Source organism: Streptomyces sp. P5F9 (genome assembly GCF_057961495.1).
The window spans coordinates 1-12,810 of the sequence record NZ_JBXVPZ010000281.1; the positions used below are offsets into that span (position 1 = coordinate 1).

Annotated in this window: 10 protein-coding genes and 3 pseudogenes; 10 read left to right on the forward strand and 3 right to left on the reverse strand. The window is 69.3% G+C overall.

All coding sequences use genetic code 11. The features are described from left to right. The 3 genes and pseudogenes from AC31A1_RS33725 to mgtE form a co-directional block, all read left to right on the forward strand. Positions 1–222 (forward strand): annotated as a pseudogene (locus AC31A1_RS33725) (hypothetical protein); the annotation flags it as partial. 30 nt (positions 223–252) lie between these two features. After that, positions 253–999: a VOC family protein gene (locus tag AC31A1_RS33730; protein ID WP_489656953.1), complete on the forward strand. Its 747-nt coding sequence runs from the start codon at positions 253–255 to the stop codon at positions 997–999. Positions 1,000–1,397: 398 nt separating this feature from the next. Then, positions 1,398–2,753, forward strand: coding sequence for a magnesium transporter (gene mgtE, locus AC31A1_RS33735; RefSeq protein WP_489656954.1), 1,356 nt, complete (start codon positions 1,398–1,400; stop codon positions 2,751–2,753). A gap of 368 nt (positions 2,754–3,121) precedes the next feature. On the opposite strand, the pseudogene AC31A1_RS33740 reads toward mgtE, so the two are convergent. Continuing rightward, positions 3,122–3,232: pseudogene (locus AC31A1_RS33740) on the reverse strand (aldehyde dehydrogenase family protein); the annotation flags it as partial. Here AC31A1_RS33740 and AC31A1_RS33745 point away from each other — a divergent pair. The 6 genes and pseudogenes from AC31A1_RS33745 to AC31A1_RS33770 all read left to right on the forward strand — a co-directional run. Further along, a pseudogene (locus AC31A1_RS33745) lies at positions 3,230–3,634 on the forward strand (TetR family transcriptional regulator); the annotation flags it as partial. The pseudogenes AC31A1_RS33740 and AC31A1_RS33745 sit on opposite strands and share 3 nt — an antisense overlap. Before the next feature lie 131 nt (positions 3,635–3,765). Further along, positions 3,766–4,851, forward strand: coding sequence for an S-(hydroxymethyl)mycothiol dehydrogenase (locus tag AC31A1_RS33750; RefSeq protein ID WP_489656955.1), 1,086 nt, complete (start codon positions 3,766–3,768; stop codon positions 4,849–4,851). Beyond that, positions 4,851–5,480 carry an MBL fold metallo-hydrolase gene (locus AC31A1_RS33755; RefSeq protein WP_489656956.1) on the forward strand — a complete coding sequence of 210 codons (630 nt, stop codon included), beginning with the start codon at positions 4,851–4,853 and terminating at the stop codon, positions 5,478–5,480. Before AC31A1_RS33750 ends, AC31A1_RS33755 begins: the two co-directional genes overlap by 1 nt. Positions 5,481–5,639: 159 nt before the next feature. After that, positions 5,640–6,002: a bifunctional 3-phenylpropionate/cinnamic acid dioxygenase ferredoxin subunit gene (locus AC31A1_RS33760; protein WP_266766476.1), complete on the forward strand. Its 363-nt coding sequence runs from the start codon at positions 5,640–5,642 to the stop codon at positions 6,000–6,002. Then, positions 5,999–7,168: an NAD(P)/FAD-dependent oxidoreductase gene (locus AC31A1_RS33765; protein ID WP_489656957.1), complete on the forward strand. Its 1,170-nt coding sequence runs from the start codon at positions 5,999–6,001 to the stop codon at positions 7,166–7,168. Before AC31A1_RS33760 ends, AC31A1_RS33765 begins: the two co-directional genes overlap by 4 nt. Before the next feature lie 90 nt (positions 7,169–7,258). After that, the gene (locus tag AC31A1_RS33770) at positions 7,259–8,389 is read left to right on the forward strand and encodes an aromatic ring-hydroxylating oxygenase subunit alpha (RefSeq protein ID WP_489656958.1); all 1,131 of its coding nucleotides are present in this window, start codon (positions 7,259–7,261) and stop codon (positions 8,387–8,389) included. Between the two features lie 13 nt (positions 8,390–8,402). Here the strand turns inward: AC31A1_RS33770 and AC31A1_RS33775 are convergent, their stop codons facing one another. Continuing rightward, positions 8,403–9,149 (reverse strand): IclR family transcriptional regulator, encoded by a 747-nt coding sequence (locus AC31A1_RS33775; RefSeq protein ID WP_489656961.1) that lies wholly within the window; start codon positions 9,147–9,149, stop codon positions 8,403–8,405. Positions 9,150–9,382: 233 nt separating this feature from the next. Beyond that, positions 9,383–10,603 (reverse strand): metallophosphoesterase, encoded by a 1,221-nt coding sequence (locus AC31A1_RS33780; RefSeq protein ID WP_489656959.1) that lies wholly within the window; start codon positions 10,601–10,603, stop codon positions 9,383–9,385. 340 nt (positions 10,604–10,943) lie between these two features. Between AC31A1_RS33780 and betA the strand changes: the two genes are divergently transcribed. Next, the gene (betA, locus tag AC31A1_RS33785) at positions 10,944–12,614 is read left to right on the forward strand and encodes a choline dehydrogenase (protein ID WP_489656960.1); all 1,671 of its coding nucleotides are present in this window, start codon (positions 10,944–10,946) and stop codon (positions 12,612–12,614) included. Positions 12,615–12,810: the final 196 nt, after the last annotated feature.

Below are 12,810 nucleotides of genomic sequence, written 5' to 3' on the forward strand. Positions count from 1 at the left end.
CGCGAACTGATGGAAGCCAGGCGGCACTTGTATGCCGAGGTCGCGCAGGCCGTCGTCCCCACCGACGGCCGCACCCCTGAAGAGGTCACCCAAGCCGTCCTGGACGCACTGGACGGTCGCGAGGTGGACGAATTCGACGCGGACGGCTCAACGAATGGAAGGAACAAGCGAGTTGACCGCGCTGACTGGAGCCCTGGCCTGCGGCACAGCCACTCTGGGTGAAGATCGATCGTTGTGACCCGAGGAGAACCGATGAAGATCACTCGTCACCCTGCCGGTGCACCCTGCTGGGCGGATCTCGACACCCCCGACGTCGCCTCCGCCCGCACCTTCTACAGCGCCCTTCTGGGCTGGGAAGCCCTCGAACTACCCAGCGGATACGTGAACTTCGCGCTGCGGGGAGAGAAGATCGTGGGCGCGGTCAAGCTCAGGGAAGGGCAGGAGCACTCGGCCGGCTGGAGCGTCTACTTCATGTCGGACGACCTCAACGCGACGACCAAGGCCGTCGAGGAGGCCGGCGGCCGTGTGGTGAGTCCGCCCGCGAAGGTTTCGGTCGCCGGTAGCACGGCTGTCTACGAGGCCCCGGACGGCGCGGTGTTCGGCGCCTGGGAGCCGGACAAGCACCCCGGTTCCGGACTCGTGCGCGAGCCCGGCGCGCTGTCCTGGTTCGGACTGAGCACACCGGACGTCGACGGTGCCAAGGCGTTCTACGCCCAGGTCTTCGGCTGGACCGCGGCCGTACCTCCGGCCGGAGGCGCCGTGGCTCATCTGACCTTCGTCGGCGGAGTCGCGGAGTTCGGCGGTATCACGAGCGGGTCCGAGGGCGCCGCCGGCTGGACCCTGTACTTCGGTGTCGCGGATGTGGACGCCGCATCCGCCGCGGCGGTCGCGCTGGGCGGAGCTGTCGTGTCCGGGCCCATCGGGGCGCCCGGCCTCGGACGTGTCGCCGTACTCAAGGACCCGGCGGGCGTGACCTTCGCTCTCGTCCAGCACGCCTGACGGCCGCAGGCCGCCCCGGTGGGTCCGTGCACCCCGCCGGGGCGTCGCCGTACATGGGAGTGCTTCTCCTCCCCGGCGCCTTGCTGATCGTCTGCACGCATCCTTCGTGCGACTCGTCCGATACGGAAGAAACCCCTCGGATCGGCCGTACGGCTCGCGTGTGCCGGATGCCGCACGCACGATCTGCCTGTCGGCCCAGGACGTTCGTCAGCGGAAGAAGGAGGTGGTTCGCCGTGCAGAGCGAACCTCCGAGTCAGTCCCCGCGCACCGTTGCCCCTCGTCCCCACGGGCCGTGACAGCTCACGGCTGAACCTCGTCAGGGCGGTGACGGGCCCCGGTATGCGCCTTCGAGCAGGAGAGCATGCCCCTTCCCTCCGTCCCGCCGAGGTGACCTTGCCATGACATCTGTCCAGCTGCCCGACGAGCTGCCCACCGAGCTCAAGGACGCCCTGGAACGGCACGACCTGCGCGATGCCCAGCACCTGCTGGGCCGACGCCCTCCGCACGTGATCGCCGACGATCTGGCCCGGATGGACACCGTGGACGCGGTCGTCGCGTTCCGGCTGCTGGGCAAGGACCAGGCCATCGCGGTGTTCGAGGAACTGGAACCCGTCGATCAACAGGCCATTCTGATGGGGCTGCGGGACGTGGCGTTCCGCGAACTGATCGAGGACCTGGACCCCGACGACAGAGTGCGCATGCTGCGCGAGGCGCCCGCCAAGGTGGTCCGGCGGGTCCTGGCGGGGCTCAGCACGCACGAGCGCCAGGTGACCGCGGCACTGCTCGGCTACCCGGAAGGCTCGGTCGGCCGCTACATGACACCAGAAGTCGTCGCTCTCGACGGACAGTCGACGGTGAGGCAGGCACTCCAACGGGTCCGGGCCAAGGGGGCGGACGCCGAGACCGTCTACACCCTGCCGGTCGTGGACTCCGGACGTCGCCTGACCGGCGTGGTCACCCTGCGTGAGCTGGTGCTCAGCTCGCCGGACGACAACGTCACGGACCACGTCGTCACCGGCGCCGCCCGCGCGTACGCGGCCGATTCGGCAGAGGGCGCCGCGCGCCTGATGCGCGAGACCAACGCCCTGGCCCTGCCCGTCGTCGACAGCGAGGAGCGGCTCGTGGGGTTGCTCACCATCGACGACGCGGTCGAGGTCATTGAGGAGGCGGACACGGAGGATGTCGTGCTGCAGTCCGGGGCGGCTCCCTGGATGGGGCACTACATGGCGGCGTCCGTCTGGCAGCTGGCGCGGTACCGGGTCGTGTGGCTGTTGCTTCTGCTGCTGGCCGCGACCCTCACGGTGACCGTGACGGAGGCTTTCGAGAGCACGCTGGAGAAGGTCACCCAACTGGCCATGTTCATCCCGCTGTTGATCGGCACCGGCGGCAATGCGGGAGCGCAGGCGGCCACGGCCGCGGTACGGGCGCTGGCCGTGGGTGAAGTGCGCGTCTCCGATCTGCCGGCGGTCATCTGGCGCGAGTGCAGGGTGGGTGTGGTGCTGGGCACGATGCTGGCCACCCTCGGGATGGTGCTGGGCACGCTGTTCGTGGGCGCGCGGATCGCCGTCGTGGTCGGCATCACCCTGGTGATCATCTGCGGCTGGGCGGCGACGGTCGGTGGCGCCATGCCCCTGCTGGCCAAACGCCTCCACATCGACCCGGCGGTGGTGTCGGCCCCGATGGTGACGACCCTGGTCGATGCCACGGGACTGGTGATCTACTTCCTCACCGCCCGTACGGTTCTGGGCATTTGACCGGATGGGCAGGGCCGGGCGGAGTGCGGTGGTGCCGCTGGATCCACTTTTCGGGACCGGTCTGCCCGGACCGGTCTGCCCGTGACGGGGCAGGAGCTCGGGGTTTGCGGGGAGCGCTTGACGCGAGGAACACGGCGCGAAATCTGGACCAGCAGCGTTTGCGGCGCACTGGCCCTCTGGCGCACTCCCTCACCCGCGCCGAAGCCCGCCTCGCCGGCCGCACCCGGCAAGCGGAGCGCGACACCCCGGCCCGACGGCTGGCGGATCTCCATCGACTTCCGACTCCCGCTGACGCACGACGACGTACTGGAGTGCACTACTGGTGACTTCCGCGACTGCGACCCCGTGAAATCGCGGACATCGATGGCTTAGGAAACGGCCGGGGTGAGGGTGACGGTCTTGTACTCCACGTACTGCGCGAGCCCAACTGCCCCGTAGTCGCGGCCGATTCCGCTGGCCTTGTAGCCGCCGAAAGGGCCTCCCGCGAGGAACTGCTGGCCGCCATCTACGAGGCCCGCGTCGAGGCCATCGAGCGGGCCGTCGAGGACGCCAGGCTGCGCGAGGCCCCCGTCGCCGTCGCCCTGCACCGGTACGTCGAGGGGATCATCGGCGTCAATCGCAAGTGGTCCGTGGAACTCACCCGGATGAAGGCCGACGAGACGATCCGCGGGCGGCGTGACGCCGTGATCCGCGAGGTTGACACCTTCCTGGAACGGTCCATCGACGAGGGGCTGCTGCGCGCCGACACCCCTGCCGCATGGGCGAGTTCACTGCTGCCGCAGCTCATGCACCTGGCCTCGCAGCAACTGCCCGAACTCACCGATGCCCTGGCCGCCGACATGGTCGTCGACACCTTTCTGCGGGGGCTCGGCGGCCGGTGACGTCAGCGGTGTGCGCCGACCCGAATCCTTGACCCCCGTTCCGCCCTCCGTGATGCTGTGTTGCGGCACACGCGAAGCGTGCCGTAATGAGCAACGTTCTGCTCAGGTCTCCTATCAGCGGAGGAGTGGCCATGACGCATCAGGTCCGTGCTGTCGTCGCGCGAGGCAAGGGTGCCCCCGTCAGCCTGGAGACGATCGTCGTCCCCGACCCCGGGCCGGGCGAGGCGCTGGTGAAGGTCGAGGCGTGCGGGGTCTGCCACACCGATCTGCACTACCGCGAGGGCGGTATCAACGACGACTTCCCGTTCCTGCTCGGGCACGAGGCCGCGGGCGTCGTGGAATCGGTGGGGGAGGGCGTCACCGATGTGGCCCCCGGCGACTTCGTGATCCTCAACTGGCGTGCCGTGTGCGGGAATTGCCGGGCCTGTCGGCGCGGTCGGCCGCAGTACTGCTTCAACACCCACAACGCCAAGCAGAAGATGACCCTGCTCGACGGCACCGAACTCTCTCCCGCCCTCGGTATCGGCGCCTTCGCCGAGAAGACCCTGGTCGCGGCGGGCCAGTGCACCAAGGTCGACCGGGCCGCGTCGGCTGCCGCCGCCGGGCTGTTGGGCTGCGGCGTGATGGCCGGCATCGGTGCGGCCATCAACACCGGCAACGTCGGGCGCGGTGACAGCGTCGCGGTTATCGGGTGCGGCGGTGTCGGTGACGCGGCGATCGCCGGGTCCCGGCTCGCGGGAGCGGCGCGGATCATCGCCGTGGACATCGATGACCGCAAGCTGGATAAGGCCCGCTCGCTGGGCGCCACGCACACCGTCAACTCCAAGGCCGGCGACCCTGTCGAGGCCATCCGCGAACTCACCGGCGGCTTCGGTGCCGACGTCGTCATCGAGGCGGTCGGGCGCCCGGAGACGTACAAACAGGCCTTCTACGCCCGCGACTTGGCGGGAACGGTCGTCCTCGTCGGTGTGCCGACCCCCGAGATGAAGCTCGAACTCCCGCTCCTGGACGTCTTCGGGCGGGGCGGTTCGCTCAAGTCGTCCTGGTACGGCGACTGCCTGCCCTCACGCGACTTCCCGATGCTGATCGACCTCTATCTCCAAGGGAGGCTGGATCTGGACGCGTTCGTCACGGAGACCATCGCGCTGGAGGACGTCGAGAAGGCCTTCGAGCGGATGCACGGCGGCGATGTGCTGCGTTCGGTGGTGGTGCTGTGATGGCCGCCCGTATCGAACACCTCGTCACGGCAGGGAAGTTCACGCTCGACGGTGGCACGTGGGATGTCGACAACAACGTCTGGATCATCGGTGACGACCACGAGGCCGTCGTCATCGACGCCGCGCACGACGCCGACGCCATCGCGGAGGCGGTCGGCGACCGTCGGCTCACCGCCGTCATCTGCACCCACGCCCACAACGACCACATCGATGCGGCGCCCCGACTCGCCGACCGCACCGGCGCCCCGGTCCTGCTGCACGCCGACGACCTGGCGCTGTGGAAGCAGACCCACCCGGACCGGGCGCCCGACGGTGAGCTGGTCGACGGGCAGGTCGTGGCGGTGGCGGGGGTCGAGGTGACCGTGCTGCACACGCCCGGGCACGCGCCCGGCGCCGTCTGTCTGTACGTGCCCGCTCTGAACGCCCTCTTCAGCGGGGACACGCTCTTCGCCGGCGGGCCGGGGGCCACGGGGCGGTCGTACTCCCACTTCCCGACCATCGTCGACTCGATCCGCGACCGGTTGCTCGGCCTGCCGGAGGACACCGTCGTATACACCGGACACGGGGACACGACGACCGTCGGCGCCGAGGCTCCCCATCTTCAGGAGTGGATCGACCGCGGGTTCTGAACCCTGCCATGTGTTGCTGATGACGCGCGATGTTGCGTGAAAAGCAACACTGGGTAAGGCCTTCGCGTGGCCTCTGAATGCCTTGACAACGGTTTGGGGCCGCCCTCAAACTGACGTTGCGCTTACCGCAATCCGTTTCGCTATACGCACCGAGGTGTCATGATGATTCCCGCGTGCCTTCTCGTGGATCTGCCGCGAGGCGAGGCCTACCGGCTCGACATCGATCCGCCGGTTTCGGTGTTCCACACCGACGACGGCGAGGTCTTCGCCATCGACGACACGTGCACCCACCAGGACGCCTCGCTCGCGGACGGCTGGCTGGAGGGCTGCGAGGTGGAATGCCCGCTGCACGCTTCGAAGTTCGACCTGCGGACCGGTGCCGTCGACGCGCCGCCGGCCAAGCGCCCGGTGCGTACGCACGAGGTTCTGGTCCAGGACGGCATGATCTACGTCGTGCCGTCCACGGACGCCCCGAACCTGCCGCCCTGCGTCGCGGCCCGGCTCGCCGGAGGCCCCGCGTGAGGACCGTGGCCGTGGTGGGCGCCTCGCTGGCCGGGCTGTCGGCGGCGCGCTCGCTGCGGAAACAGGGCTACGACGGACGGCTCGTCGTCATCGGCGACGAACCCCATCGCCCCTACGACAGACCGCCGTTGTCCAAGGAGTTCCTCGCCGGGACCGTCACCGAGGACGATCTCGTGCTGGAGACGGACGACGAGGACCTGCGGGCGGAGTGGCTGCTCGGTGCCCGTGCCGTCGGGCTCCAAGTCGACGGTGCGGAGCGGGTGTTGCTCCTCGACGACGGGTGCGAGGTGCGGGCCGACGGTGTCGTCGTCGCGACCGGCGCGGTGGCGCGGAATCTGCCCGGCACGGACGGACTGGCCGGGGTGCACACCCTGCGCACCCTGGACGACGCCCGCGCCCTGCGCGACGAACTCGCCCTGGGCGGACGGCTGGTGGTGATCGGCGGCGGATTCATCGGCGCCGAGGTCGCCTCCACGGCATACGCCCTCGGACTCGACGTGACGGTGATCGAGGCGGCACCGACCCCCCTCGCCGGTCCGCTCGGCGAGACCATGGGCGGAATCGTCTCCGCCCTCCACGAGGCCCACGGCGTACGGCTGTTGTGCGGTGTCGGGGTCAAAGGGCTGAGCGGGGAGGCCCGCGTCGACGCCGTGCTGCTGGAGGACGGGCGAACCGTCCCCGCCGACATGGTCGTTGTCGGTGTCGGCGCGCGCCCGTGCGTCGAGTGGCTGGAGGGTTCGGGCGTCGAGCTCGACAACGGCGTCAAGTGCGGCGCCGACGGCCGGACCAGCCTCGCCGGCGTGGTCGCCGTAGGAGACTGCGCCAACTGGTACGACCCGCGGGCGGGTTCGCACCGGCGGGTGGAGCACTGGACCGGGGCGCGGGAGCGGCCCGAAGCCGCTGTGGCCGCGTTGCTGTCGTGGGGTGCGGTGGAGGCGGGGGCGCCGCGACCGCCGTACTTCTGGTCGGACCAGTACGGCGTGAAGATCCAGTTCGCCGGTCACGCGGCCGGTGCCGACAGCGTGACCGTCGAGGAGGGCGCCACCGGCGACCGCAGTTTCCTCGCCGTCTACCGGTGTGCCGGACAGCCGGTCGCCGTCCTCGCGATGAACCAGCCTCGGCTGTTCATGCGGTGGCGCAAGCAGCTTGCCGCCACGGTGAGTTGACCCGTAAGCACACCGTTCACCTACGCCGTCCGGAGTCGCTCTTCCCGGCGTGTGAATGACCGACCCACGACGTTCTCCGAGGAGTGCTCTGTGACCTCGACCAGTCTGCCGGACAGCCTGATCGCCACCCTGCCCGGCTCCTCCTACACGGACCCGGGAATCTTCGAGCAGGAGCAGGAGCGCATCTTCGAGACGATGTGGTTCTGTGCCGTGCGCTCCTCCGAACTCGCCAAACCCGGCGCCTTCCGGACCGTGGACGTGGGCCGCGAGAGCATTCTCGTCACACGCGCCCGCGACAACTCGATACGCGCCTACTTCAACGTCTGCCGGCACCGCGGCGCCAAGCTCTGCACCGAGGAGACCGGCGAGGTCAAACGCGCCTTCCAATGCCCGTACCACGCCTGGACGTACGACCTGAACGGCAAGCTCGTCGCGGCGCCCAACCTCACGAAGATGCCCGACGTCGGCCGCACCGAGTTCGGCCTGGTGAGTGTCGCCGTCCGCGAATGGCTCGGCTATGTGTGGGTCAACCTGGCGGAGAACCCACCGTCGTTCGACGAGGACGTCATCAGCGAGGTCGTCACCCGGCTCGGCGACGTGGAGTCCCTCGACCACTACGACATCGACCACCTCTCGGTGGGCCGGCGCATCGTCTACGACGTCAGGGCCAACTGGAAACTCATCATCGAGAACTTCATGGAGTGCTACCACTGCGCCACGATCCACCCCGAACTCACCGAGGTGCTACCGGAGTTCGCCGACGGCTACGCCGCGCAGTACTACGTCGGCCACGGCGCCGAGTTCGGCGAGGAGGTGCGGGGATTCACCGTCGACGGTTCGGAAGGCCTCGACCGCATCCCCGGGGTGAGCGACGACCAGGACCGCCGCTACTACGCGATCACGATCAAGCCGCAGGTGTTCATCAACCTCGTCCCCGACCATGTGATCTTCCACCGGATGTACCCGGTGGCCGTCGACCGCACGATCGTCGAGTGCGACTGGCTCTATCTCCCGCACGTCGTCGAGAGCGGCAAGGACGTCAGCCGGTCCGTCGAACTCTTCGACCGGGTCAACCGCCAGGACTTCGAGGCGTGCGAGCGTACGCAGCCCGGGATGAGCTCCCGGATGTACGCGAAGGGCGGGGTGCTGGTGCCGAGCGAGCACCACATTGGAGCGTTCCACGACTGGGTGAACGAGCGCCTGGGGATCAACCAGGGATGAACCAAGGGGGGTTTCAGCCCAGGTAGCCCATGCGGTGGCTGATCTCCTCGGCGCCCTTGACCAGGACCGGGGCGAGTTCGTGCAGGCGTTCCTCGGTGAACCGGTACGCCGGTCCCGAGGCGCTGACCGCCGCGACGACCTCGCCGTCGCGGTTGCGGACCGGGGCGGCCACGGCGTGCAGTCCGAGCTCCAACTCCTCCAGCGTCCAGGCGTATCCGCGCTCCCGGGCCTCGGCGAGGTTCTTCTCCAGCTTCGACTTCGAGGTGATGGTGTGCGGGGTCACCTTCTTCAGGCCGGCCTCCGCCAGCAGCGCGGTGCGCTCCTTGGCGGGCAGGTGGGCCAGCAGGGCCTTGCCGCTGGAGGTGGCGTGCAACGGGGTGAGTTCTCCTACCCAGTTGTGCGCGGTGACGGCGCCGGGGCCGCGGACCTCGTACAGGTTGATCGCGAACTGCTCCTGCATGACGGCGATGTTGACGGTCTCGCCGATCTCCTCGGCGAGGCGCTCGCAGACCGGGCGGCCCTGCTGGGTGATGTCGATGCGCCCGGTGACCGCGCCGGCCAGCCGCACGATCCCGAAGCCGAGCCGGTACTTGCCGCGTTCGCCCGCCTGCTCCACCAGACCGCGCGCCTCCAGCGCCCCGAGCAGCCGGAACGCGGTCGACTTGTGAACCTCGATCTCGCCGGCCACCTCACTGACACCGGCCTCGCCACGCTGGGCCAGGATCTCCAGCACGCTGATGGCACGGTCCACGGACTGCACTCCGCCGGACTGCGAACCTGTCGTTTCAGTATCTGGACTGTAGTTGCTCACAGCGAAACTATACGCGTAGTGCGGTACAACCTGTTTACGATGCGGACTCTGATCAGGTCTTTTCGCCTGGTAGCTGCTGGTTCATGCGCCGGAGGCATACCGCGTCCACCTGCGGGTTCCCGGGAGTTCCGGGGAATCTGTGCACAGGTTGTGCGCCCAGTGGATGTGCCGGCCCGGCCGCGCTACGGCGAGGTGGGCGGGTGCGGGGAGCGGAGCACGAGCAAGGTGATCTCGCTGGGGGCGAAGACGCGGAACGGTGGGCCCCAGAAGCCGGTGCCGCGGCTGGTGTACAGAAGGGTGCGGGTGCCGTGCCGGCTCAGGCCGGCGAGGGCGGGCTGGTCGATGCGCACCAGGTGGTGGAAGGGCCAGATCTGGCCGCCGTGGGTGTGGCCGGAGAGCTGGAGGTCGATGCCGGCGGCCGCCGCCCGGTCGATGAACTTGGGCTGGTGGGCGAGGAGCAGGACGGGCAGGTCGGGGTCGGCGCCGTTCAGGGCTCCGGCGAGGTGGGCGCGGTGGCCCGCGAGGCCGGAGGACTCGGCGGTGACGTCGTCCACGCCGGCGACCACGAGGGTGTCGCCGCCGCGTTCGAGCAGCAGATGGCGGTTGCGCAGCGGCTCCCAGCCCAGCTCGCCCATCAGGTCGACCCAGCCCTGGGCCTCGCTGTAGTACTCGTGATTGCCGGTGACGTACACCCGGGCCTGGGTGGCACGCACGGTGCCGAGCGGGACGGCCTGGGCGCGGCGGCGTTCGGCCGTGCCGTCCGCGATGTCGCCGGTGTGGCAGACCAGGTCGGCCTCCAGCGTGTTCACCGTCTCGCACACCCGCTCCGACCAGCGGGCGCGGTCGAGCGGGCCGTAGTGGGTGTCGGTGATGAGCGCGACGCGGGTGCCGTCCAACCCGGCACCCAGTCGCGGGAGTTGGACATCGAGACGGCGCACGCGCGGCACGCGGCGGGCTTCGGCGTATCCCCAGGCGAGCAGTACGGCGGTGGTGCCGAGGACGGCCCAGGTGACGATCCGGGCCCGGTCCTGGCCGTCGCCGACACCGGCCAGGGTCAGGGCGAGCCGCAGCAGGATGCCGAGCAGCACGGACCAGGTGAACAGCACCCAACTGGCGCCCAGCAGGGTGTCTCCGACGATCGCCGCCCGGTCCTGCTGACGCCGGCCGTGGCCGCGCCCCATCGCGAGCGGCATGGCGACGAGGCCGAGGACGAACAGGGCGGTACCGGCCAGGGTGACGGGCAGCGGCCAGTGCTGGCCGGTGTACAGGAGCACCCAACAGGGCACGGCCCACAGCAGGACGGGGGCGATCAGAGGGAGGTAGCGCAGCAGGCGCTGCAGTCGGCTCCGCCGCGGAGCCCGCACTTCGCCGTCGGCGGGGCGGGTGTTGTTGGTGTCGGTCACGCTTCCCCTATCTGACCGGGCTGCCGTCTCGCGCACTGTATCCGGTCACCCTCGGGCAGGCCGGGCGGGTGTTCACGAGCGCGGCTCCGTGGGGCGAAGGGTTCTCTGCGGGAGGGCAGGACGACACCGTGGACACCTTGAACCGCTCCGGGTCTGCCGTGCGGGCGTGTGCGGTTGCCTCGTCGATATCTGACGAAACGCGGGGAGCCAATCGGAGCCCCGGCCGGGAAACAGTGCGGAAACCTGCGCCCTCAGGTTGCGTGGCGCGCAACCTGGTGCGTATAGCGATACTCGTATTAGCATGCCTCGCGTATCTACGGCGCGAGCGAGACGAGAGATCATGGCTCCCCTGCAATACGACTTCGTCATCGTCGGCGGTGGATCCGCCGGCAGCGCACTGGCGAACCGGCTCTCCGCGGACCCGGGCAACCAGGTGCTGGTCCTGGAGGCCGGGCGGCCCGACTACCCGTGGGACGTCTTCATCCACATGCCGGCCGCGCTGACCTATCCCATCGGCAGCCGGTTCTACGACTGGAAGTACGAGTCGGAACCCGAGCCGCACATGGGGGACCGGCGCGTCTACCACGCCCGCGGCAAGGTCCTCGGCGGTTCCAGCAGCATCAACGGCATGATCTTCCAGCGCGGCAACCCCATGGACTACGAGCGCTGGGCCGCCGACGCCGGCATGGAGAGCTGGGACTACGCGCACTGTCTGCCGTACTTCCGGCGGATGGAGAACTGCCTCGCGGCCGATCCCGACGACGAGTTCCGCGGTCACGACGGCCCGCTCGTCCTCGAACGCGGGCCCGCCTCCAACCCGTTGTTCGGCGCGTTCCTCAACGCCGTGCAGGAGGCGGGTTATCCGCGTACCGACGACGTCAACGGCTACCAGCAGGAGGGCTTCGCGCCCTTCGACCGCAACGTCAGCCGGGGCCGCCGACTGTCCGCTTCCAAGGCCTACTTGAAGCCCGTGCGGAAGCGGCCCAACCTCACCGTCACCACCCGCGCGATGGTCACCCGTGTCCTCTTCGAGGGCAAGAAGGCCGTCGGCGTGGAGTACCGGCACCGCGGCAAGGTCCGCCAGGTCCGCGCCCGCGAGGTCATCCTGTGCGGCGGCGCGATCAACTCCCCCCAGCTGCTTCAGCTTTCGGGCGTCGGCAACGCGGAGGAGCTGACCGCGCTCGGCATCGACGTCGTCCACGACCTGCCGGGCGTCGGCGAGAACATGCAGGACCACCTGGAGGTGTACATCCAGTACGCCTGCAAGCAACCCGTCTCCATGCAGCCGTACATGGCGAAGTGGCGCGCTCCCTTCATCGGCCTGCAATGGCTCTTCCGTAAGGGTCCCGCCGCCACCAACCACTTCGAGGCCGGCGGCTTCGCCCGCAGCAACGAGGACGTCGACTACCCCAACCTGATGTTCCACTTCCTGCCCATCGCGGTCCGCTACGACGGCTCGTCGCCGGCGGGTGGCCACGGTTACCAGGTGCACGTCGGGCCCATGTACTCCGACGCGATCGGCTCGGTGAAGATCAAGAGCAAGGACCCGCTGGAGCATCCCGCGCTGCGCTTCAACTACCTGTCCACGGAACAGGACCGGCGTGAGTGGGTCGAGTCGATCCGGGTCGCCCGCAAGCTCCTCAACCAGCCCGCGCTCGCCCCGTACAACGACGGGGAGATCTCGCCCGGGCCGTCCGTGGAGAGCGACGAGGAGATCCTCGCGTGGGTCGCCAAGGAGGGGGAGACCGCTCTGCATCCGTCCTGCACCTGCAAGATGGGCACGGATGAGATGGCCGTCGTCGACCCCGGGAGTATGCGGGTGCACGGGGTGGAGGGGCTGCGGGTGGTCGACGCGTCGGTGATGCCGTACGTGACCAACGGGAACATCTACGCGCCGGTGATGATGATCGCGGAGAAGGCGGCGGATCTCATCCTGGGCAAGGAGCCGCTTGATCCGTCCTCGGCCGTGTATTACCGGCACCGGGGTGCGCAGCGGAAGCAGGCGAGGTAAGCGGGCCGGGCGTTGAGAGGCTGAGGGCGTCGGGGGTTCTGGGGGCTGCCGCCCCCAGGCCCCCGCTTCGGCCTGAACGGCCTCGTCCTCAAACGCCGGACGGGCTGAGGGGGTCGGCCTGCGTTTCAAGTTGCCGCCGACAGGCTGGATTGTGCCGCCCCCTGCGCAAGTCCCGCCCCCAGCAGCTGTATACAGC